This window comes from Marinobacter sp. C2H3 (genome assembly GCF_037080155.1).
Lineage (GTDB): Bacteria > Pseudomonadota > Gammaproteobacteria > Pseudomonadales > Oleiphilaceae > Marinobacter.
In genome coordinates, this window is the sequence record NZ_JBBBNZ010000001.1 from 633,155 (window position 1) to 656,194 (window position 23,040).

The following is a 23,040-nucleotide window of genomic DNA, read 5'->3' on the forward strand; positions in this document are numbered from 1 at the left end:
TCTGGACAGGGCGGCAGCATCCGAAACCGCCCGAAACGACCTGAAATCCAGGGGGGCTTTAGAAGACTGTTTCCCCGAACACGAACAGCAGTTGGCAGACGCCGGCGGCCAGGCCCAGGAAGGCGCCCACCAGAATCAGCTTGATTTCGTCCTCCTGGAAACAGGGCCGCAGCAGGTCCTGGAACTCCTCGGACGACAGCGCAATCATCCGCTCGACCATGATGGCCTCTACCGCGCGGGCCCGGTCGGTCTCGAACACCGGGTTGTTGAACGAGACCCGGGAAATCTCGATGGCCTTTTCCCCCACCTGGTTCTTCAGGGTGGCAAAGCCCGTGGGCCCGAACGCCATTTGGGTCAGCGCCTTGCCCATACCAGCGGTCTCATCCACCAGCGGCTTGATGTGCTTTTTCACCATGTTGCGGGCGCGGTCGCCCTTGGGGCCTTCCAGAATGGCGGTGATGATGTTGCCCACCGTCAGGATCTCGTGGGTCACAATGTGGCAGAACGCCTCGGCCACTTCCGGCTGGCGCTTCAGAAACAGCCCCTGCAGCCGGAACGGCCCGATCTGGCGCGCCCGTAGAGGCCGGAAGATCACGTTCAGGGCGATCCAGTTAGTGGCCCAGCCCACCAGCAGGCCGAAGAACGGCAGCACCCACCAGGCCGGGTACACGTACCAGACCGCCATCTGTACCACCCCGAACAGGAAGCCGAAGTACAGGCCGGAGTTGACGATGAAGCGGAATTCCACCTCGCCGCACTCCAGGAAAATCCGGTTCAGCAGGCGTTTGTCGCTGGCCAGCCGTTCGATCACCATGCCTTTGATATCAAGCAGGTCTTCAATGTTGTCCGAGATGTCCTCGACCAGGTTGTCTACCAGCTGCGGGGTGGATTTCCGTACCCGCTCGTAGACCATGCGGCGGGCGGAGGTGGGCAGGTTCTCCCAGAACGTGGGGTATTCCCGCAGCATCAGCTCGTCCACGTATTCCTCGATGCGCGGATCCACGGTGTGGATGATGTGGGCAGCCAGCACCTGGGGGTCGATCTGCTGGAAGATTTCCTGCACGGTGCCGATCTTGGAGATGGTGGCGTCCACGCTCTTGGCGGCCATCTTGCGGGCCTTGGAGGGGATGATGCCCTGCCAGCCCAGCAGCGGCGGCTTGCCGATAAACTCCAGCGGGTAGAAGGTCATCTTGATGGCCAGCCAGTTGGTAGACCAGCCAATCAGGGCGGCGATAACGGGAATGCTCAGGTATTGCCAGAATTCCTGGGAGGTCAGCAGGCTTGTCATCCGGTACTCGCACTCGCTTGTTATTTGGGGCGCTGGTGGCCAGGGGCCGGTCGGGCGGCGACCCGGCCAAAACGGTCAGACGAGATAGTGTTGGCCGGCCCGCAAACTGTCAATGACCGGTCCGCCGAAACGGGACGGCGGCACGGTCCATGGCTCAGCCGGCGAGATCGCCCCACAGCCACTGACACAGGGCGAGGGCTGCCACCGGGGCGGTTTCCGTGCGCATTACGCGGGGGCCAAGGGCCACGGGCAGGAAGCCTTCGGACTCGGCGGCGGCGATTTCCTCCGGTGTGAGGCCGCCCTCGGGGCCGATCATCAGGGCAATGGAGGTAGGCCGTTCGAGGGTCTGGAGGTGCCGTTCGGTGCGGTGATGCAGCACCAGCCGAAGGGTGTGATCGGCGGTACGGCGGAACCACTCGGCCAGGTCCATCACCGGGGCGACCTCCGGCACCCGGGCGCGGCCGCACTGCTCGGCGGCGCTGATGGCCACCTGTTGCCAGTGCCGCAGGCGTTTGTCTTCCCGGTCGCCTTTCAGGCGCACGTCGCAGCGTTCGGTGGTCAGGGGCACGATGCGGGTGACGCCCATCTCCACCGCCTTTTGAATGGCGTAATCCATGCGGTCGCCCTTGGACAGCGTCTGCCCCAGGGTGATGTTCAGGGAGGATTCTGTGGCGTTCGGGCGCGCCACCTCCACCTGTACCAGGACGTGTTTCTTGCCGGCCTCGACAATGGTGGCGTCGTAGTCCTGGCCATCGCCGTTGAACAGCACCAGCGCGTCCCCCGCTTGCATCCTCAGTACCCGGCCCACGTGCTGGGCGGCGCTGTCCTCGAGCTGGGCGGTGGTGCCCACGGTGAGGTCGATGGGGCTGTGGATGCGGGGAATACGCATGAGTAATCAGTCCTTTACGGCGATGTCGATGCCTTCGGTGGCCACCTGAGCCAGGTGGCGGATCTGTTCTTCGGTGATGACGTACGGCGGCATCATATACAGCACGTTGCCCAGCGGCCGCAGCAGCGCCTGACGGGTGAGGGCGTGGCGGTACAGACGAATGCCGCGCCGCTCCTGCCAGGGGAAGGGCGTCTTGCTGGCTTTGTCCTTGACCATCTCCACCGCCAGGATCATGCCGCGTTGGCGCACATCTCCCACGTTCGGGTGGTCCGCCAGGTGCGCCACCGAGTCCGCCATGCAGGCGGCCAGGCGTCGGTTGCTCTCAATGACCTGGTTGTCCCGGAAAATGTCCAGGGTGGCCAGGGCCACCGCGCAGCCAATCGGGTTGCCGGTGTAGCTGTGGCTGTGCAGGAACGCCCGCATGGTCTCGTAGTCATCGTAGAAGGCGTTATAAACGTCATCGGTAGTCAATACAACCGAGAGCGGCAGATAGCCCGCGGTCAGTCCCTTGGACAGGCACAGGAAATCCGGGGTGATGCCGGACTGCTCGCAGGCGAACAGGGTGCCGGTGCGGCCAAACCCAACGGCAATTTCATCGGCAATCAGGTGTACGTTGTAGCGGTCGCACGCCTCCCGCAGCCGCGTGTGGTAGACCGGGTGGTGCATGCGCATACCGCCGGCGCACTGGACCAGGGGCTCCACCACCACCGCGCAGATCTCCTCATGGCGCTCGGCTAGCAGTTGCTCCATCGCCTCAAACTGGCGCAGGGCGAAGTCTTCATCGGTTTCGCCGGGCTCTTTCAGGTAGGCGTCCGGGGAAGGCGCGGTGAGCACCTCCATCAGCAGCGGCTGGTAGGTGTCCTTGTACAGGCCCACATCACCCAGGGCCAGGGCGCCCAGGGTTTCGCCGTGGTAGCTGTTGCTCAGGTTGACGAAGTTTTTCTTGGCGGGCTGGCCGTGATTCTTCCAGTAGTGGTAGCTCATCTTCAGGGCCGCCTCGATGGCGGACGAGCCGTTGTCCGCGTAGAAGCAGCGGCTCAGACCCTCCGGCGTCACCTCAATGAGCCGCTCTGACAGCCGCACCACCGGCTCGTGGCTGAAGCCGGCGAGGATCACGTGTTCCAGTTGGCCGATCTGCTCCTGGATGGCCCCGTTGATGCGCGGGTTGGCGTGACCGAACAGGTTGACCCACCAGGAACTGACCGCATCGATGTACCGGTTGCCATCAAAATCCTCCAGCCAGACGCCTTCGCCCCGCTTGATCGGAATCAGCGGCAGGGACTCGTGGTCTTTCATCTGGGTGCAGGGGTGCCAGACGGCGTTCAGGTCTCGGGCGACGAGGTCGGCGTTGCGCATGGGGCCTCCGGTGGCTGGATCATCACGGCTGCGGGTGACTGATGGCTGAGTGGGTGTGCGGGTTCGCGGTTAACCTGCGTGGATATTACAGTTAACCGCGCGCTCTGGCTAGCGCGCCCCGGGGCGCTGACCGGCCGGCCAATGGCGACGATTCGGCGGCCCCGCACAATGGTCTGGAACAATAAAAAAGGAGTGCCGTTATGGAGCTGGCGTTAACACATCCGTACCCGGCGGGTCTGGATCACGTACTGAAGAAATTCCTCGATGAGGGAACCATCCTGGCGAAGAATGCCCGCATTGGCGCCCGCAACGTCCGGGTGGTGCAGAAGCGTCAGGACGAGGCATCGGCCAAGCTGGTGGTGGAGCGGGAGATGACCGCGACGGTCCCTGTGCCCGGCATGCTGGCCAGTTTCCACCGGGAGTGGAACGCCGTGCGCCAGGAGGAACACTGGTTCCAGAAAGACGACGGTGAGTGGCACTGCGAATTCCGGGTCCGCATCGAGGGCATCCCCGCCAAAATCACCGGCATGATGCGCCTGGCCGGTGACAGCACCGCCTGCGAGAATCAGGTCACCCTGAATGTTCGGTGCGATGTGCCGTTGCTGGGCAAGAAGATTGCCCGGTTCCTGATGGACGACTCGCGGGACAAGATTGAGCGCGAATACGAGGCCACCCGGGCGCTGCTGTAGCGCCGGGGCGGGCCTTCCGTGTAAACTTCCGGCAGGCAGACACAGAGCCAGGACGGCTCGATACCCCGCAAAGGATGCGACATGAGTAAAGCCATTGTTCTTCTCGGAGACCTCGGCTCCGACCACGAAGGTTTCCCCCCGACGCCGGTCACCGCCGGTTCCCCCGATGTCCTGATTGACGGCAGGCCCGTCGCCCGCCTGGGTGATCCGCTCGCGCCCCACTCGAAACCCAAACACCCGCCGCACCCGCGAACCATTGCCGCAGGCTCCGCCACCGTCATGATCAACGGCAAACCGGCGGCCGTGACCGGCAGCGCGATTTCCTGCGGGGGTGTGGCGATGGGGTCTGGGTCGGTGGTGGTTGGTGATTCGTAAAACCTTCGAGGCGCTGTCCAGATTAATAACCGCGGAAGCATGGAGGCTTCACTATGGTCATCAAAACGATTCTCAACTTTACGGGCTTGTACTTTGCCTTTCAGCTTTTGGTGGGCACCATCAGCCAGGTGTTCAACATTGACCTGAATTCTGGCGCTCAGATCGGGGTGTTGATGGGGTCCGCCTACGGCGCTATGGCCGCATCGGTTTCAGCGTTTGGCCGAACACCCACGCGCCGGGAGAACTGGATCCTGTCGCTTTGGGTCAACCTGATTGCTCCAATTGTCTCCTCGGTGTGTGTGATAACCGTGTTGTTTATGTCGGAAGGCGCAGCCTACGTGGGTGATTTTATAGCCGCTCTGGGCGAACTTCCGGTTTTGGTGTGGGTGGCCGGTTTTGCGATTGCCTTTTTGTTGCAAACCCTTATTTGTCTATTGATTTTTGGCAGGGGCGCTCGCCGGTATCTGGCAAAAGTGCAGCGTTCAGAGGCTGCCAAAAGGGCGAGTCAAAACTGACCTGCCAAAAAAAGCCCCCGATGGTGGGGGCTTTTTGATCGCGCGATCACCTCAGTGAGACAGCACCCGAGATAGAAACGCCTGGGTGCGTTCACTCTGGGGGTTGTCGAACACGTCGTCGGGTTTGCCTTCCTCGACGATCTGGCCTTCGTGCACGTAGATCACGCGGTCCGCCACTTCCCGGGCGAAGCCCATCTCGTGGGTGACCACCATCATGGTCATGCCTTCCTTGGCCAGCTCGCGCATCACGTCCAGCACTTCACCGATCATTTCCGGGTCCAGGGCGGAGGTGGGCTCGTCGAACAGCATCAGCCGCGGCTCCATGGCCAGGGCCCGGGCGATGGCCACCCGCTGCTGCTGGCCGCCGGAGAGCTGGCTGGGGAACTTGTCCGCCTGGTTGCCGATACCCACCCGGTTGAGCAGCCGCTCGGCGGTGGCGTTGGCGACGGTCTCAGAAGTCTCCTTGACCTTCATCGGCGCCAGCATGATGTTCTTGCGCACGGTCAGGTGCGGGAACAGGTTGAACTGCTGGAACACCATGCCCACTTCCTTGCGGATCTCGTTCAGCGCTTTCTGGTTGCCGCCTTTGGGGGCGAGAGGGTGGCCGTCGACGGACAGTTGCCCGGATTCGTACTCCTCCAGGCCGTTGACGCAGCGGATCAGGGTGGATTTGCCGGAGCCGCTGGCGCCGATGATCACCACCACTTCGCCCTGTTCAACGGTCAGATCAATGTCTTTGAGGACATGCAGCTTGCCGAAGTACTTGTTCATGCCCTTCATTTCAACGATGTGCGTCATGGGTACCTTTCCTTCAGACAGAAGCCACGCCGCGGCGCTCGAGCACACGCAGGATCAGGGACAGTGAGAGGGTTATGGCCAGGTACATAAGAGCCACCACGAAATAGACCTCGAAGGCGGTAAAAGTGTTGGCGATGTACACCTGGCCCTGGCGCACCAGCTCACCGACACCGATGACGGAGAACAGGGACGTGTCCTTGATGCTGACGATGGCCTGGTTGCCCAGAGGCGGGATCATGCGGCGGAAGGCCTGGGGCCATACGATGGACCAGAAAGTCTGGCTGCGGGACAGGCCCAGGGAAACACCGGCTTCGGTCTGGCCCTTGTCGATGGACTGGACGCCACCGCGGACCACTTCGGAGATGTAGGCGCCGGAGTTCAGCGCGATGGCGGCGATGCCCGCCGTCAGCGGATCAATCGGCGAGCCGATCAGGTCTGGCAGGCCGTAGAAAATAAACAGGACCTGCACCAGGATGGGCGTACCCCGGAAGATTTCAATGTAGGCGGTGGCGGGCCACCGCAGGTACGGCTTCTTGCTGATGCTCAGCAGGCCGAACAGGATGCCCAGCAGGAAGCCGATGATCAGGCCGCCAAAGGAGATGAGCAGGGTGTAGGGAATACCTTTGAGCAGGTAGGGGACGGAATCGATGGCGGCTTGCCAGTCGAACTGGAATGTGGATTCCACGGTCGGTGTCTCCGCAGGAGGTTGAGATACGAAATGCCGGGGCACTGGGCCCCGGCGCGGTATTCAGACCTTAGGGTCGATCCTTCCGTTACATGCCTTCGGGCATCGGGCCGAACCACTTCTCGTAGATGGTCTTGTAGGTGCCGTCTTCCTTCATGGACGCCAGCGCTTTGTTGACCGGCTCTACCCACTTGCTGCCGTTCACCAGGGCAATGCCGTACTGCTGGCCTTCGTACAGCGGGCCAACGGTTTTGACTTTGCCTTCACCTTTGGTGCGGGCGAAGTAGCCTACGTTCGGCGCGTCGTAGAACACCGCGTCCACGGCACGGGACATCAGTGCCATGTACATGTCGGAGCTGCCCGGGTATGGGGTGACGCCGTCGTCCTTGTCGAGCTTGTCCTTGAGGTAATCGTAGGAGGTGCTGCCGATCTTGGTGCCAACCTTCATGCCTTCGAGGTCGCTGAAGGCCTTGACGCTGTCGTTGTCGGCACGCACCAGCAGGCGCAGACCGGAATCGTAGTACGGGTCGGAGAAATCGACGATCTGCTCACGCTCATCGGTGATGGTGATGCCGGCAATGGCAATGTCCACGTTGCCGGTTTGCAGGGCCGGGATAATGCCGTTGAAATCCATGGTGTTCAGGTCGTAATCGAAGCCCGCGCGCTTGGCGACCTCGGCGATGATTTCCATGTCGAACCCGATCATCTTGCCGGATTCCTGGTCCATCATTTCAAAGGGAACGAAGCTCGGGTCGGTGACGACCTTGAGGGTTTCCGCGCTTGCTGTCCCCGCTGCCAACGTCAGTGCCAGGCTTGCACCGAGGGTCTTCAGCCATTTGCTGTTCATGGTTTCTCCTTTTGGTTTTTATCAGGCTCCGATTGCCCGGTAAGGCAAGCCGGAAGGCAACGGCCGGTCACCGCGCCGCCCGGGGAGCGTTCATAGAACTGCATCACAAACAGTTTAGACTATGACCTATTGGGCTGCATGAAATCAAATGCTTGGGGTTTGCTGGGGGAGAAGAAGGGGTCAGATGAACGCCTTCATCTGACCCCGGAGGCTCAGGAAATTGGCGGCGGAAATGGGGTCAGATGAAAGCGTTCATCTGACCCCCGGAGAGTCGCACCCGGGGCCAGAAAAAAGGGGTCAGATGAAGGTTTTCATCTGACCCCCGGGTTCGCCTTTTGCGCGCGCGGACCGGCTAATTAAGCATTTAAAAAGCGATTTTCTCGCGATCCCGGATGCCCAGGTTCTTCCAGATGCTCAGGCTCGGCTCAGCCTGGTTCAGCGTGTAGAAGTGCAGGCCCGGAGCGCCGGCCTTGAGCAGGCGTTCGCACATGCGGGTTACCACTTCTTCGCCAAACTGGCGGATGCTCTCGCTGTCGTCGCCGTAGGCGTCGAGCTGCTTACGGATCCAGCGGGGGATTTCCGCGCCGCACATGTCCGAAAATCGCACCAGGCTGGAGTAGTTGACGATGGGCATGATGCCCGGCACCACTGGAAGGGTGACGCCCAGCTTTTCCAGCCGGTCGATGAAGTAGAAGTAGCTGTCCGCGTTGAAAAAGTACTGGGTGATGGCGCTATTGGCGCCGGCCTGTACCTTGCGGGCGAAGTTCTTCAGGTCTTCCTCGGCGTTGCGAGCCTGGGGATGAAACTCCGGGTAGGCGGCCACTTCCAGGTTGAAGTGATCGCCGCTGTGCTCCCGGATGAAGCTCACCAGATCGTTGGCGTAGCGCAGTTCACCGGCCGCCCCCATGCCCGAGGGCAGGTCGCCCCGGAGGGCGACGATGCGGTTGATGCCATTGGCCTTGTACAGGTCCAGCAGCTCGCCGATCTCCTCGCGGGTGCCACCCACGCAGGAGAGGTGGGGCGCGGTGGAAATGCCCTGCTTGTGCAGGGACAGCACCGTTTCAATGGTGCGGTCCCGGGTCGAGCCCCCGGCGCCAAAGGTCACCGAAAAGAAATCCGGATTGACCTCGGCCAGGGTGTCGCGGACCGCCTGGAGTTTTTCCTTGCCCTGGTCGGTCTTGGGCGGGAAAAACTCGAAGCTGAACCGTCGCTTGAAGTGCTTTTGCGATTCCATGTCAGTATCCGATCAGTACCTGTAGCTTTCCGGCTTGTAAGGGCCTTCCACCGGCACGCCGATGTACTTGGCCTGCTCCGGGGTCATCTTGGTGATCACGCCACCAAAGCCTTCCACCATCGCCCGGGCCACTTCCTCGTCCAGTTGCTTGGGCAGCACCTGCACGTACACGCCCTTGGCTTTGGAATCGGCCGGCAGGTCGGCAAACTTGCGCTCGAACAGGTGCATCTGGGCCAGCACCTGGTTGGCGAAGGAGCCGTCCATGATCCGGGACGGGTGGCCGGTGGCGTTGCCCAGGTTCACCAGGCGGCCTTCGGACAGCAGGATCAGGTGGTCGTTGGCGGCTTTGTCGCGGTACACCACGTGCACCTGCGGCTTCACCTCATCCCACTGCCAGTGCTTGCGCATGTAGGCGGTGTCGATTTCGTTGTCGAAGTGGCCGATGTTGCACACCACGGCGCCGCTCTTGAGGGCTTTGAGCATGTTGGCGTCGCACACGTTGACGTTACCGGTGGTGGTCACCAGCAGGTCGGTGGTGGCCAGCAGCTCGGCGTTGACGCACTGCTCGGTGCCGGTGTTGACGCCGTTCAGGTACGGGGACACCACTTCAAAGCCGTCCATGCAGGCCTGCATGGCGCAGATCGGGTCGGCTTCGGTGACTTTCACGATCATGCCTTCCTGGCGCAGGGACAGGGCAGAGCCTTTGCCCACGTCGCCGTAGCCAATCACCAGGGCTTTCTTGCCGGACAGCAGGTGGTCGGTGGCGCGCTTGATGGCGTCGTTCAGGCTGTGGCGACAGCCGTACTTGTTGTCGTTCTTGGACTTGGTCACCGAGTCGTTGACGTTGATCGCCGGCACCTTCAGTTTGCCTTCCCGCAGCATTTCCTGCAGGCGATGCACGCCGGTGGTGGTCTCTTCGGTGATGCCGTGGCAGTTATCCAGGATGTGCGGGTACTTGGTGTGCAGCAGTTCGGTCAGGTCGCCGCCGTCGTCCAGGATCATGTTCGGTTCCCAGTCGGCCACGTCGGCGCCCACGGTGCGCTCGAGGCACCACTCGTACTCGTCGTCGGTCTCGCCTTTCCAGGCAAACACGGGAATGCCCTGGGCAGCGATGGCGGCAGCGGCCTGGTCCTGGGTGGAGAAGATGTTGCAGGAGGACCAGCGCACGTTGGCGCCCAGTTCCACCAGGGTCTCTATGAGTACGGCGGTCTGGATGGTCATGTGGATGCAGCCCATGATGTTGGCGCCTTTCAGCGGCTGCTCGGCTTTGTACTTCTCCCGCAGCTTCATCAGGGCGGGCATTTCGCCTTCGGCGATGCGGATTTCCTTGCGGCCCCAGTCTGCCAGGGCGATGTCGCGTACTTTGTAGTCGTCAAAGCTGTTCAGTTTTTCTGCCGGAGTGCTCATGTGTTTCTCCTGTCCGTTTTCTTAGTTGGCCTTGGGAGGAGTCTCGTCCCCTGGCCGCTGACTTTGGGGGAGGCGGGCGTGGGGTGTTGCTTTCGCGGAATCGCTACGAGCACATCCATGTGCGCTTGGCTCAGGCCATCCATGGCCTTCGACATTCCGCGAAAGCAACACCCCACGCCCGCGTCCGAGTTCAGGCGTATGCGGTCATTAAGTACGCCATTCGTTCCGTTTCAGGCCTCTTGCGGGCGTTGAACGCAATCGGCACTTTTTGGAAAAGCCCACACCGGACGTTTCGTGCGGTGGTGAGGGATCGCTGTCGGGGACTGTGGAGGGCCAGGGATGGCCCGACCCAAGCGCACACGGACGTGCTTGTAGCGTGTCCCCGACAGCGATCCCTCAGCGCCGCTGCCCCAACAGACAGCGGGCCGGCCTTATAAAGAGGCCCGGCTCCCAAGCTCGGCCTCAAGCAGCATCAAATCCCCGCCGCGTCCCGAAGGGCGTCGGCGCGGTCAGTCTTCTCCCACGGGAACGCGGTAAAGGTCTCGCCCTTCACCGTCATCTCGAACGGATCCCGCCCGAAGTGGCCGTAGGCCGCGGTGGCCCGGTACATCGGGTGCAGCAGGTCCAGCATGCGGGTGATCGCGTATGGGCGCAGGTCAAAGTGCTGGCGGACCAGGTCGATGATCTTGTCGTCGCCGATCTTGCCGGTGCCGAAGGTGTTCAGGGAAATGGAGGTCGGCTGCGCCACGCCGATGGCGTAGGACACCTGAATCTCGCATTTCTCCGCCAGGCCCGCGGCCACGATGTTCTTGGCCACGTAGCGGCCGGCGTAGGCGGCGGAACGGTCCACCTTGGACGGGTCCTTGCCGGAGAACGCGCCACCACCGTGACGGGCCATGCCGCCGTAGGTGTCCACGATGATCTTCCGGCCGGTCAGGCCGCAGTCGCCCACCGGGCCGCCGATCACGAACTTGCCGGTCGGGTTGATGTGGAACTGGGTGTCCTTGTGCAGCAGCTCGGCCGGCAGGGTCTGCTTGATGACCAGCTCCATCACCGCCTCTTTCAGGTCCGCCTGGGTGACGTCCGGATCGTGCTGGGTGGACAGCACCACCGCATCGATGCCCACTACCTGGCCGTTCTCATAGCGGCAGGTGACCTGGCTCTTGGCGTCCGGGCGCAGCCACGGCAGCAGGCCGCTCTTGCGGGCCTCGGCCTGGCGCTGTACCAGGCGATGGGAAAAGGTGATGGGGGCCGGCATCAGCACGTCGGTCTCGTTGCTGGCGTAGCCGAACATCAGGCCCTGGTCGCCCGCGCCCTGGTCTTCGGGCTTCTGCCGGTCCACGCCCTGGGCGATATCCACGGACTGCTTGCCGATGATGTTGATTACGCCGCAGGTGCTGCCGTCGTAGCCCACATCGGAGGAGGTGTAGCCGATGTCGTTGATCACGCCCCGAACCAGATCTTCCAGGTCGACCCAGGCGCTGGTGGTAATTTCACCGCCAACGATGGCGACACCGGTCTTGACCATGGTCTCGCAAGCCACGCGGGCGTGCTTGTCTTCCGTCAGGATGGCGTCCAGCACCGCGTCGGAGATCTGGTCGGCCAGCTTGTCCGGATGGCCCTCGGAGACCGATTCGGAGGTGAAAATGTTGTAGTCGGACATAGGCATTTGCTCCCTGTGAGCGCGTTGAGGCGCCAAGCGCCGTTCAATTCGTGCCGGCCGGAAATGACCGGTGCCGGCGTCGATATTTTCAAGGGTTAGCGGCAGTACGTAAAAGTACGTACAACCATATCAAAAAATTTTGATATGCCTCCGGTCAACTGCCGGTGGCATCCGTTTTCCAGAACTCCCGAACCTGAATCTGAAAGCCGTTGCGAAGGCCAATAAACAGCTGCTCTCCGGCGATCAGCCCGGCGTCCAGCGCCCAGCGTGTCAGCTCTTCCGGCTCGAAGCCCAGCCACAAATCGCCGCAGTTGGCCTTGGCCCAATCCTGGTCGTGGCTGCACAGATCGCTGACCACAAAACAACCGTTCGGGTGCATCAGGGCCGCCGCGTCCAGAAACATATCCGCCGGGCTGGGCACGTGGTGCAGCACCATGTTGGCCACCACCAGATCAAAGGCATCTCCGCGACCCAGTAGAACGTCCGTGACCCCTTCCACCAGGTCAATGTTGGCCAGCCGCCCCTCAATGCAGGTGCGGGCCGCCTTGGCCAGCATGTCCCGGCTGTTGTCCAGGGCCACCACTTCCGGGAACAAGGCCGACAGAACCGGCAGAAAGCCACCCTCGCCGGGTCCGATTTCCAGCGCTGAATGCCAATCACGACGACGGGCCCGCTTGCGGATCAGCTCGGCGGTGGGCGTGGCGTAAACGTCGAACGCGGCAATCAGTTCCTGTTGCTCCCGGAACTGCTCGGCGTGCCGTGCAAAAAACGCCTGGGACTGATCCGCCCGCTGGGCGCGGATGGCCTCGATCTTGTCCTGGAGCTCCGGCGCCAGTGGCACCCGATCCACCGCTTCGAACACCTGGCGGATGGCAAAATCGCTGAGCCGGTCGCCGTCCAGCCGCACCGGGCGGCGGTAGAAGATGGCGTTACCCTCCCGCTGGGGTTCCAGCAGACCGGCCTTATGCATCACCTTCAAATGATGGCTCATGCCGGACTGGCGCATGTCGAACATCTGGCTCAGTTCCAACACCCCAAAGGTGTCCCGTCGCAGCACCCGCAGGATTTCCAGGCGTAGCGGGTCGCCGCTGGCCTTGAAAATCGGCGCCAGCAGTTCCACCGGAGCCAGTGTGATGGCCTCGGGCGATGCGGCGTCAGCCGCGGGCTGCGCTGGTGTGCTGGGTGTGGTTAGGGGTGCGTTCATAGCGGGAAAGTGTAGGGGGGATTGGTTGGTCAATCAATATCCATATCAAAAAATTTTGATATAGGTCCGCATTGCTGCCGATTTGCTCAGGCACGCCCTAATCGGCGAAAATACGCGCCTTATTTTTTACCCCCGTGAACCGATCCTGTAAAAACTGGAGAAACGTCAATGCCGTCCCGTAAAGATCTCGCCAACGCCATTCGCGCGCTGAGCATGGATGCGGTGCAAAAAGCCAAGTCCGGCCACCCGGGTGCGCCCATGGGCATGGCGGATATCGCCGAGGTACTGTGGAACGATTACCTGAGCCACAACCCGGCCAACCCGCACTGGGCCAACCGCGACCGCTTCGTGCTGTCCAACGGTCACGGCTCCATGCTGCAGTATTCTCTGCTGCACCTGAGCGGGTACGACGTCAGCATTGATGACATCAAGAACTTCCGGCAGCTGCACTCCAAAACCCCGGGCCACCCGGAATACGGCTACACTCCGGGCATTGAGACCACCACCGGTCCGCTGGGCCAGGGCATTGCCAACGCGGTCGGCTTTGCCATCGCCGAGAAAGCCCTAGCGGCCCAGTTCAACCGCCCCGGCCACGAGATTGTGGATCATTACACTTACGCCTTCCTGGGAGATGGCTGCCTGATGGAAGGCATCTCCCACGAGGTGGCCTCCCTGGCCGGTACCCTGGGTCTTGGCAAGCTGATCTTCTTCTATGACGACAACGGCATTTCCATCGACGGCGAGGTGGAAGGCTGGTTCACGGACGACACCCCCAAACGCTTTGAAGCCTACGGCTGGCACGTGGTGCCGGCGGTGGACGGCCACGATCCGGAGGCCATCCGCGCCGCCATCGAAGCCGGCCGCGCCAACACCGATCAGCCCACGCTGATTTGCTGCAAGACCATCATTGGTTTCGGTTCCCCCAACAAACAGGGCAAGGAAGACTGCCACGGCGCGCCCCTGGGCGACGATGAAATCGTGCTGACCCGGGAAGCCCTGGGCTGGCAGCACGGCCCGTTCGAGATTCCGGCGGACATCTACCAGGCTTGGAACGCCAAAGACAAAGGCGCGGCTGCCCAGAGCGCATGGGAAGCCCGCTTCGCCGCCTACGAGAAAGCCGAACCGGCCCTGGCGGCCGAGTTCAAGCGCCGGATGGCCGGCGAGCTGCCGGCGGACTTCGCCGAGAAAGCCCAGGCCTATATCCAGGAGTGCCAGGACAAGGGCGAGACCGTGGCCTCCCGCAAGGCCTCCCAGAACACCCTGAACGCCTACGGCCCGATGCTGCCGGAACTGATGGGCGGCTCCGCTGACCTGGCCGGTTCCAACCTCACCATCTGGTCCGGCGTAAAAGGCGTGACCAAAGAGGATGCCTCCGGCAATTATCTGTACTACGGCGTACGCGAGTTCGGCATGGCTGCCATCATGAATGGCCTGGCCCTGCACGGCGGTTTCGTGCCCTACGGCGCCACCTTCCTGATTTTCATGGAATACTGCCGCAACGCCGTGCGCATGGCGGCGCTGATGAAGCAGCGCTCCATCTTCGTGTTCACTCACGATTCCATCGGCCTGGGTGAAGACGGCCCGACCCACCAGCCGGTCGAGCAACTGGCCAGCCTGCGCACCACCCCGAACATGAGCACCTGGCGCCCGGCCGATACCGTGGAATCCGCGGTCGCCTGGAAGGCCGCCCTCGAGCGCAACGACGGCCCTACCGCCATGGTCTTCTCCCGCCAGGGCCTGCCCCACCAGCAACGTGACGCCGAGCAGTTGGCCAACGTCGCCCGGGGCGGCTACGTGCTGTCCGACAGCGAAGGCACTCCGGAACTGATCCTGATTGCCACCGGCTCCGAAGTGGCCCTGGCCCAGGACGCCGCCGCCAAGCTGCGGGAGCGGGGCACCGCCGTTCGTGTGGTCTCCATGCCGTCCACGGACGTGTTCGATGCCCAGAGCGCCGAGTACAAGCAGCAGGTGCTGCCGCTGGAAGTGACCAATCGCATCGCCATCGAAGCGGCCATCGCCGACTACTGGTACAAGTATGTGGGCCTGGACGGCCGGGTGATCGGCATGACCACCTTCGGTGAGTCTGCCCCGGCCGGTGAGCTGTTCAAGGAGTTCGGCTTTACCGTCGACAACATCCTTGAGACCGCCGACGAGCTGCTGGACGCCTGATGAGCCGACCCGCGCCGTGTCGCATCGCCATCAACGGGTACGGCCGTATCGGCCAGTGCGTGTTGCGGGCGCTTTATGAGAACGGCTATCGCGATCACCTGCAGGTGGTCGCGATCAACGAGCTCTCGGACATCGATACCATCGCGCACCTGACCCGCTACGATTCCACCCACGGGCGGTTTCACGGGTCCATTGCGGTGGAGGGCGACGATCTGCTGGTGAACGGCGACCGCATCCGCATCCTGCGCCATCCGGACCCGGCGGACCTGCCCTGGCGGGCGCTGGGGGTGGATCTGGTGCTGGAGTGCTCCGGCGCCTACTCGGACCGGGCCACCGCGCAAAAGCACATCGACGCGGGCGCCAAACGGCTGCTGTTTTCCCAGCCCGCCGAGCCGGACGTGGACCGCACCGTGGTGTTCGGCATCAACGACGCGGACCTGAGCGACCGGGACGTGATTGTTGCCGCCGGCTCCTGCACCACCAACTGCCTGGTGCCGGTGATCCAGGTGCTGGACAACGCCTTGGGCATTGAGCAGGGCACCACCACCACCATCCACGCGGCCATGAACGACCAGCCGGTGATCGACGCCTATCATCACCAGGACCTGCGGCGCACTCGCAGCGCCCTGCACAACATCGTGCCGGTCAACACCGGGCTGGCCCGGGGCATCGAACGCCTGCTGCCGCACATGGAAGGGCGCTTCAGCTCCGTGGCCATGCGCGTACCAACACTGAACGTCTCCGCCATCGACATGGTGGTGAACGTGCGAAAAACCACTGACGTGACAACGGTGAACCGTCTCCTGAAAGAGGCCGCCCACGGCCCAATGCGAGGCATCCTGGACTACACCGACGAACTCCTGGCCAGCTCCGATTTCAACCACGACGCCCACTCCGGCGTCGTGGACGGCGGCCAGACCCGCGTTACCGGCGGCACCATGGTGAAGGTGCTGTGCTGGTTCGACAACGAATGGGGGTTCGCCAACCGGATGCTGGACGTGAGCAGGAGCTGGCTGGAAAAGACTGAAAGCGGGGTTGACGACGCGGGCAGATGACGCCGGGCCATGAAAACGGGGTCAGATGAACGCTTTCATCTGACTCCAGATTCGAGCTCCGGATTCGCGCCCAGGATCGGGGCAGATGGACGCTTTCATCTGACCCCAGGTTTAACCCAGGTTCACCCAAGTTCGGGGTCAGATGAAGGCCTTCATCTGACCCCAGGTTCAAATTGATAGGGAAGACTGACATGGCCATCAAGAAAATGACCGACCTTCAGCTCGCCGGCAAGCGCGTGCTGATCCGTGAAGACCTGAACGTGCCCGTGAAAAACGGCAAAGTCGCCAGCGACGCCCGCATCCGCGCCGCGCTGCCGACCATCAAGGCCGCCCGGGACGCCGGCGCCAAGGTGATGTTGATGTCACACCTTGGCCGCCCGGAAGAGGGCGTGTACGACGAAGCCGCCTCCCTCAAGCCGGTGGCAGACCACCTGAGCGACGTGCTCGGCCAGGACGTTCGCCTGATCAAGGACTACCTCGGCGGCGTTGACGTGGCCGACGGCGAAGTCGTGCTGTTCGAAAACGTCCGCTTCAACAAAGGTGAGAAGAAAGACGACGAGGCCCTGGCCAAACAGTACGCCGCCCTGTGCGACGTCTACGTGATGGACGCCTTTGGCACCGCCCACCGCGCCCAAGCCTCCACCCACGGCGTGGCGAAATTCGCCCCCGAAGCTTGCGCTGGCCCGCTGCTGGCGGCGGAACTCGACGCCCTCGGCAAGGCCCTGGACAACCCGGCCAAGCCCGTGGTTGCCATCGTTGGCGGCTCCAAGGTCTCCACCAAGCTCGACGTACTGAACGCCCTGGAAAAAGTGTGCGATCAGATCATCGTCGGCGGCGGGATTGCCAACACCTTCCTGGCGGCCGCCGGCCACCCGGTGGGCAAGTCCCTGTGCGAGCACGACCTGATCGACACCGCCAAAGACATCGCCAGCCGCGTGGAAATCCCGCTGCCGGTGGACGTAGTCGTCGCCAGCGAATTCGCCGAAACCGCCACGGCAACGGTCAAGAACATCTCCGACGTGACCGCCGACGACATGATCCTCGACGTAGGCCCGGAAACCGCCGGCGAGTTCGCCCAACTGCTGAAAAACGCCAAGACCATCCTCTGGAACGGCCCGGTGGGCGTGTTCGAGTTTGACCAGTTCGGCAACGGCACCAAGGCCCTGGCCAACGCCATCGCCGAGAGCAGCGCCTTCTCCCTGGCCGGCGGCGGCGACACCGTGGCGGCCGTTGACAAATACGGCGTAGCTGACAAGATTTCCTATATCTCCACCGGTGGCGGCGCCTTCCTGGAATTCGTGGAAGGCAAAACCCTCCCGGCGGTTGCGGTACTGGAAGAACGCGGCGCCTGATACGGGCCGTCCTGCCGGACGACCCGAGGAAAGGGCGAGTCGCGAGCCGGTGTTAACCACCGTAGTGGGCTCGCAAGGTGGGCGGGAGTGCTGCTTCGCGGAATGTCGAAGGCCAAGGATGGCCTGAGCCAAGCGCACAGGGATGTGCTTGTAGCGGTTCCGCGAAGCAGCACTCCCGCCCGCCGCCGCAGGCTCCAATAAATCAGACTTCAATAAAGCAGGCCCGAACAAAGCCTGGCGATAAAACAGAATTCAATCATCACAGCCCAACGAGGAGACAACCCATGGCCCTGATTTCGATGCGGCAACTACTGGACCACGCCGCCGAGCATGGTTACGGTGTGCCCGCCTTCAACGTGAACAACCTCGAGCAGATGCGCGCCATCATGCAGGCGGCGGACAAAACCGACTCTCCGGTGATTGTCCAGGCCTCCGCCGGCGCCCGTAAATACGCCGGCGCGCCCTTCCTGCGCCACCTGATCCTGGCGGCCATCGAGGAGTTCCCGCACATTCCCGTGGTTATGCACCAGGACCATGGCACCAGCCCCTCCGTGTGCCAGCGCTCCATCCAGCTGGGCTTCAGCTCCGTGATGATGGACGGCTCCCTGGGCGAAGACGGTAAAACCCCCACCAGCTACGAGTACAACGTTGACGTCACCCGTCGCACCGTTGAGATGGCGCACGCCTGCGGCGTGTCCGTCGAAGGCGAGCTGGGCTGCCTGGGCTCCCTCGAAACCGGCCAGGCCGGCGAAGAGGACGGCATCGGCGCCGAGGGTAAACTCGACCACAGCCAGATGCTGACCGACCCGGAAGAAGCAGCGGACTTCGTCAAGAAAACCGGCGTGGACGCCCTGGCCATTGCCATCGGCACCAGCCACGGCGCCTACAAGTTCACCCGTCCGCCCACCGGCGACATCCTGGCGATTGACCGCATCAAGGAAATCCACGCCCGGATCCCGGACACCCACCTGGTCATGCACGGCTCCAGCTCCGTGCCCCAGGAGTGGCTGAAGATCATCAACGAGTTCGGCGGCGAGATCCCGGAAACCTATGGCGTTCCCGTGGAAGAAATCGTTGAGGGCATCAAGCACGGCGTGCGCAAGGTCAACATCGATACCGACCTGCGCCTGGCCTCCACCGGCGCCATCCGCCGGTTCCTGGCCCAGAACACCGCCGAGTTTGACCCGCGCAAATACCTGAAGGAATCCATCAAGGCGATGGAGGAGATCTGCGTGGCCCGCTACGAAGCCTTCGGCACCGCCGGCAACGCCAGCAAGATCAACCCGATCAACCTCGAACGCATGTTTGAGCGGTACTCGGCCGGGGAGCTTGATCCGAAGGTTAAGTAATATTCGCTGAACATTGGCGATTGCCCTCCCAGCCTGAGGCTTGCGGGGGACGAACCGGGGCGGAGGCCCTGCGCAAGACTGTCTGTGGCCAGGGATGGGCACAGCCAAGCCCTACAAGGACGTACTTGCGGGCGTGTCTTGCGCAGGGCCTCCGCCCCGGTGCGTTTGGAACCGTTTTTAAGTCATCTCGGGCTGATTGTTATTTCAGGGTGCCGGCTCGAATTGGGGGGATGTGCTTTTACTCGCTGCGATGAGTTTTTCATCTGACTTCTTGTGACCTGGCAAAAAGTTCCGCAATTAAATTCTCTATTACGTTTCTTTAATCCAACTTTTACGCTAACCTCTATTTCCTGAGTGCCTCGCTGAGGCTGATGTCCATACATGGATTGTAGTGATGTACACATTGGAGCGTGTGGTCTGTCCGGCTTTTTTGTGCCTATTTTTTTCTGCTGTTGCTTGTGCTGCATCGGCTGTTGCGCCCGGGCAATGTGAGGCAGAAGCGGGTTATCTGGACTTTCTGCAGTCGAGGGGCGCGCCGTATAGCCCGAATCAAGACTTTTCCTGCTTTAAGAATCTTGCCGACATCGATGCCGATGATTATCTCCTGGTTGATGTCCGGCCGCCGGAAGCATTCCGTGGGGTTCATATTCCCGGAAGCGTTAATCTCCTCCCATTAAAACTTCTCGCTACTACCACCCTCAGCGACAAAAAGTTACTGATCGTTAACAAGGGGTTTGACGTGTCAGAGCTTGCGCAGCTATGCGCAAGCGCCAAGCATCGTGGCTTCGATAAGCTTCGCGTGCTTAATGAAGGCATCGCAGGTTGGGCCGCATCAGGACGATCTCTGGAGGGTAATCGGGAGGCAATCGCCGATATTGATCTGCTGAGCGCCTCCGAATTCCTCGCAGGATTGGAGTTTGGCCATACCTCAGTGATGACCACTCATCGCTTTTTGCCGTTTTTCAGAGAGCATGCGCCCCCGGATACGCCGATATCGGAATTGGACCTCTCGAAAAACATTGAAAGTCAGGTTTTCGATAACTTCCTTAATAATTCGTCTGTCCAGCCTCTTCGAATAGTCCTCTTAGGCGACCTCAATGAAGAGGACATTCAAAGACCCAAACTGCGACAAGTCTTCAGGCTCGTAACGTCTTCAGGGTCGTTGTTTCAGGAATACAACCGGCTTCGGTTGATTGCTGGTCAACGAGACGCCATACCAAAACGATTTTTATGCGGGGGCTGATGGATGACCACGCATAAACCTTTTTGGATAGGCCTAGTAACCCTTTCATTCGTTTTCTCGGTGACTCTTTCCTGGTTTGTTGGGCAAGCGCTTCAGCCCCCTGTCGAGCAACGAATGTTCAAAGATGCGGAAAAGCGCGTCGTTCGATATAGCTTCACGCTGAGGAATGAGACAAATCTCACCGTCGATGACGTCCGTTTCACGGCGTTTGCTCCAGTAAAAAATACGCCTTTCCAAACCGTCCAAAGCATCGGCGCCACGTCGCCGTTCCAGATCCAGTCAGATGCTTTGGGCAATCAGCGTCTTATCTTCATGATTGAGCCTATCGCGCCCTTCGGGGAAAGGGTCGTCACCGTCACTACGATCGTTTTTATGCGAAAACAGCCCATTCAAACGACACCTTTGTTCAGCGATAAGACGCCGAGGCAGTGGCGGACCCCCACTCTGGCGAAGGGGCACGCTGCTGTCCTGAGTGCATTAAACGCGATAGGCCCTGAGCGTGGTGCGGCAACGTTGAAACCTTGGGGCGTGAGAGCAACAGGTTGGGTGCACGGCGCTCTCAAGGATGTTGGCTATGTCTCCAGAGATCTGGGACCAGAGTACGCTCTGACAGAGCGGGCCGGCGATTGTACAGAGTACATGGGCGCGTTCGTCGAGCTCGCTCGCCAATCTTCCGTTATTGCTGTGTCTGTCGCGGGCTTTCGAACTCATGGCATTTCTCAGCTTGTTGAGGCCTCTGACTACCACAACTGGGCCATGGCCAGATTCGGAAATAAATGGGCAGTCAGTGACCCCTACATGAACGAATTCGCGTCTCACCAAGATGAATATGTGGCCTTTAGGTTGCTGGGTGGCGGAGATAACGGCAGCGACGCCCAACGGTTTTTTAGCCATGACGACAGAATCTCTGTCGTGATGCGCTGATTCAGGACTTTATGGAATTTCATAAGGGAATATTTGAGTGATTGCATGTAATCGGATTGCCCTATTTAGCTTGCTGGCCTGGCTTCTTGCCGCGAGTGCCAATGTCTACTCTCAGGTCATCACAGAAAACACTGCTATTGGTGCGAATGACCTTTCCTTGGATGGGCAGGCTTTAGTGGTCGATGGTGCAGTGCTCACACTGGATGGTTCGCATCAATTTCAGTCACTGCTCTTGACCAATGGCGCCCGGCTAACCCATTCGGCGGCCTCGGCGGATAAACTCAGCATCACTGTCGATGAAGGTGTTCAGATTGATGAGGGGGCGTCGATAGACGCCTCTTCACGCGGTAACGGCAGGCCCGGCGGGATAAACGAAAATGCGGGCGGAAGTTATGGGGGGCGAGGTGGCTTTTATGGGGGATCGCACAGTGCCATTGAGTATGGCTCATATGAGTTTCCAAACGAACTGGGCACGGGCGGAGACAATCTTCGGGGAGGTGGAGCTGTTCATTTAAAGGCGAAGCGCCTCACTCTCAACGGCTCTATTTTGGCCAACGGCGGAAATAACACTAGTCACGGTGGAGGTGGTAGTGGGGGCTCTATCTGGCTCGACGTTGAAACCATGGAAGGAGCAGGCGTTATTCGAGCGGATGGCGGGAACGCACGCTCAGGTTATATAGGCAGCGGTGGCGGTGGTGGCCGGATTGCCGTGTATTTTGAGACAAACATCGGATTTAACCTTGACGGCATTTCCGCGTTTGGCGGTCATGAAGGTGCTAGCTCCTCTGCTGCGGGCAACGCTGGTACCGTTTTTGTATCGGACCGGATGAGCCAGCAAAGCCAGCTTCTGATCATCGGGAATGACTCGAATAGTCAGCAAACGTCTTTTCTTGGCCAGGTTTTACCTGGTATGACGTTGTTCGTTAAGCAATCCAATCTCAAACTTCTTCCAGCAAATTTTCCGTTGGGCATACCGGTAGAGTCGGACAATGCCGCTATCACGATGGATGGTCGACTTGCCCTGATGTCTCTGACACTCAGGAACAACTCCATACTGACGCACTCCGTGGCTGCGGATGAAAAACTCGATCTTACGCTGCTTGGAAAACTTGAGGTCGACAGCACCTCCTCAATTGATGTGAGCAGTCGTGGTCGGGCGAGTCCGAGCGGCCAAAATGAATATGTCGGTGGCAGTTACGGCGGCCGTGGTGGTGCTTACGGGAATACCGCTAGCGCAGAAGAGTTTGGCAGCTATACGGCGCCGGTGGATTACGGTCTCGGTACGGATAATCTGCGGGGCGGTGGTGCCGTTCGGTTGACCGCCGATGAGCTGGTCCTTGACGGGAGCATCCAAGCTAACGGCTCTACTAATGGTAGCCACGGCGGTGGCGGAAGTGGGGGCTCAATCTGGCTTCGTATTGGCACGTTATCCGGCGCTGGTGAGATCCGCGCGAATGGAGGTAATGCACGATCGGGCTACAGCGGCAGCGGCGGCGCCGGCGGTCGCGTTGCTGTGCATTATCAGAAAAACGAAGGATTTGATCTACAGCGCGTCAGTGCCACAGGAGGCACTTCGGGTGGCGGGTCAAGCGCTACAGCTGGGGGCGCTGGAACAGTTTACTTCTCGGGTGAAGTCGAACAGCTAAGAAGCCTTCGGGTTATTGGCCAGAGCCGAGCCGGCCAACTCTCGGTTCTTCGATATAAGCCCGAGGGCTTGACGGAGGTTATCGTCCGGAAGGCTCAGTTTGAGTTCCATTCGGAAGACATCGCAGCTGGAGGAAATGTTGTTGTTGATGATGGTCGCCTTGTACTCAGCGGTGACCAGTCGTTTTCCACTTTAAGTCTCGTTAACGCGGCCGTTCTTACACATCCGACGGAGGTCGAGCAGAAACTCAATATCACTGTAACAGGGAAAGTGGCCGTCGACAGCACCTCCTCAATTGATGTGAGCAGTCGTGGTCGGGCGAGTCCGAGCGGCCAAAATGAATATGTCGGTGG

19 protein-coding genes and 1 pseudogene are annotated in these 23,040 nt (G+C 61.1%); 10 read left to right on the top strand and 10 right to left on the bottom strand.

The window, feature by feature from the left end:
- Positions 1 to 58: 58 nt before the first annotated feature.
- The 3 genes from V3388_RS02800 to V3388_RS02810 all read right to left on the bottom strand — a co-directional run bounded on the left by V3388_RS02800 (position 59) and on the right by V3388_RS02810 (position 3,533).
- The gene (locus tag V3388_RS02800; protein ID WP_336365994.1) at positions 59 to 1,288 is read right to left on the bottom strand and encodes a DUF445 domain-containing protein; all 1,230 of its coding nucleotides are present in this window, start codon (positions 1,286 to 1,288) and stop codon (positions 59 to 61) included.
- Between the two features lie 154 nt (positions 1,289 to 1,442).
- Positions 1,443 to 2,177, bottom strand: coding sequence for a 16S rRNA (uracil(1498)-N(3))-methyltransferase (locus V3388_RS02805; RefSeq protein WP_336365995.1), 735 nt, complete (start codon positions 2,175 to 2,177; stop codon positions 1,443 to 1,445).
- A 6-nt stretch (positions 2,178 to 2,183) separates the two neighbouring features.
- Entirely contained in the window at positions 2,184 to 3,533 is a 1,350-nt protein-coding gene (locus V3388_RS02810; RefSeq protein WP_336365996.1) for an adenosylmethionine--8-amino-7-oxononanoate transaminase, read from the bottom strand.
- Between the two features lie 200 nt (positions 3,534 to 3,733).
- Here V3388_RS02810 and V3388_RS02815 point away from each other — a divergent pair, with 200 nt between their 5' ends.
- From V3388_RS02815 to V3388_RS02825, 3 genes are all read left to right on the top strand, one after another.
- The gene (locus V3388_RS02815; RefSeq protein ID WP_336365997.1) at positions 3,734 to 4,222 is read left to right on the top strand and encodes a DUF2505 domain-containing protein; all 489 of its coding nucleotides are present in this window, start codon (positions 3,734 to 3,736) and stop codon (positions 4,220 to 4,222) included.
- An 81-nt stretch (positions 4,223 to 4,303) separates the two neighbouring features.
- Positions 4,304 to 4,597, top strand: coding sequence for a type VI secretion system PAAR protein (locus V3388_RS02820; protein WP_336365998.1), 294 nt, complete (start codon positions 4,304 to 4,306; stop codon positions 4,595 to 4,597).
- A gap of 53 nt (positions 4,598 to 4,650) precedes the next feature.
- Complete coding sequence (locus tag V3388_RS02825; protein WP_336365999.1) at positions 4,651 to 5,112, top strand: ABZJ_00895 family protein; 462 nt, start codon at positions 4,651 to 4,653, stop codon at positions 5,110 to 5,112.
- A 51-nt stretch (positions 5,113 to 5,163) separates the two neighbouring features.
- Here V3388_RS02825 and V3388_RS02830 read toward each other — a convergent pair whose 3' ends face one another.
- From V3388_RS02830 to V3388_RS02860, 7 genes are all read right to left on the bottom strand, one after another.
- Positions 5,164 to 5,910 carry an amino acid ABC transporter ATP-binding protein gene (locus V3388_RS02830; RefSeq protein WP_336366000.1) on the bottom strand — a complete coding sequence of 249 codons (747 nt, stop codon included), beginning with the start codon at positions 5,908 to 5,910 and terminating at the stop codon, positions 5,164 to 5,166.
- Positions 5,911 to 5,923: 13 nt separating this feature from the next.
- On the bottom strand, positions 5,924 to 6,595 hold the full coding sequence (locus V3388_RS02835; protein ID WP_336366001.1) for an amino acid ABC transporter permease: 672 nt from the start codon (positions 6,593 to 6,595) through the stop codon (positions 5,924 to 5,926).
- Positions 6,596 to 6,683: 88 nt separating this feature from the next.
- A complete protein-coding gene (locus V3388_RS02840; protein ID WP_336366002.1) occupies positions 6,684 to 7,442 on the bottom strand; it encodes a transporter substrate-binding domain-containing protein in 759 nt (252 codons plus the stop codon).
- 364 nt (positions 7,443 to 7,806) lie between these two features.
- The gene (metF, locus tag V3388_RS02845) at positions 7,807 to 8,676 is read right to left on the bottom strand and encodes a methylenetetrahydrofolate reductase [NAD(P)H] (protein WP_336366003.1); all 870 of its coding nucleotides are present in this window, start codon (positions 8,674 to 8,676) and stop codon (positions 7,807 to 7,809) included.
- Positions 8,677 to 8,688: 12 nt separating this feature from the next.
- Positions 8,689 to 10,083, bottom strand: coding sequence for an adenosylhomocysteinase (gene ahcY, locus V3388_RS02850; RefSeq protein WP_336366004.1), 1,395 nt, complete (start codon positions 10,081 to 10,083; stop codon positions 8,689 to 8,691).
- 472 nt (positions 10,084 to 10,555) lie between these two features.
- Complete coding sequence (gene metK, locus V3388_RS02855) at positions 10,556 to 11,746, bottom strand: methionine adenosyltransferase (protein ID WP_336366005.1); 1,191 nt, start codon at positions 11,744 to 11,746, stop codon at positions 10,556 to 10,558.
- Between the two features lie 154 nt (positions 11,747 to 11,900).
- Positions 11,901 to 12,950 carry a metalloregulator ArsR/SmtB family transcription factor gene (locus tag V3388_RS02860; RefSeq protein ID WP_336366006.1) on the bottom strand — a complete coding sequence of 350 codons (1,050 nt, stop codon included), beginning with the start codon at positions 12,948 to 12,950 and terminating at the stop codon, positions 11,901 to 11,903.
- 168 nt (positions 12,951 to 13,118) lie between these two features.
- Between V3388_RS02860 and tkt the strand changes: the two genes are divergently transcribed.
- From tkt to V3388_RS02895, 7 genes and pseudogenes are all read left to right on the top strand, one after another.
- On the top strand, positions 13,119 to 15,119 hold the full coding sequence (tkt, locus tag V3388_RS02865) for a transketolase (protein ID WP_336366007.1): 2,001 nt from the start codon (positions 13,119 to 13,121) through the stop codon (positions 15,117 to 15,119).
- Positions 15,119 to 16,174: a type I glyceraldehyde-3-phosphate dehydrogenase gene (locus V3388_RS02870; RefSeq protein WP_336366008.1), complete on the top strand. Its 1,056-nt coding sequence runs from the start codon at positions 15,119 to 15,121 to the stop codon at positions 16,172 to 16,174. The genes tkt and V3388_RS02870 overlap by 1 nt, the downstream gene beginning before the upstream one ends.
- Positions 16,175 to 16,365: 191 nt before the next feature.
- On the top strand, positions 16,366 to 17,526 hold the full coding sequence (locus V3388_RS02875; protein WP_336366009.1) for a phosphoglycerate kinase: 1,161 nt from the start codon (positions 16,366 to 16,368) through the stop codon (positions 17,524 to 17,526).
- Between the two features lie 284 nt (positions 17,527 to 17,810).
- Positions 17,811 to 18,875, top strand: coding sequence for a class II fructose-bisphosphate aldolase (gene fba / locus V3388_RS02880; RefSeq protein ID WP_336366010.1), 1,065 nt, complete (start codon positions 17,811 to 17,813; stop codon positions 18,873 to 18,875).
- A gap of 394 nt (positions 18,876 to 19,269) precedes the next feature.
- Positions 19,270 to 20,118, top strand: coding sequence for a rhodanese-like domain-containing protein (locus V3388_RS02885; protein WP_336366011.1), 849 nt, complete (start codon positions 19,270 to 19,272; stop codon positions 20,116 to 20,118).
- Positions 20,119 to 20,121: 3 nt separating this feature from the next.
- Positions 20,122 to 21,042: a transglutaminase-like domain-containing protein gene (locus V3388_RS02890; protein WP_336366012.1), complete on the top strand. Its 921-nt coding sequence runs from the start codon at positions 20,122 to 20,124 to the stop codon at positions 21,040 to 21,042.
- 37 nt (positions 21,043 to 21,079) lie between these two features.
- Positions 21,080 to 23,040: pseudogene (locus tag V3388_RS02895) on the top strand (hypothetical protein); the annotation flags it as partial.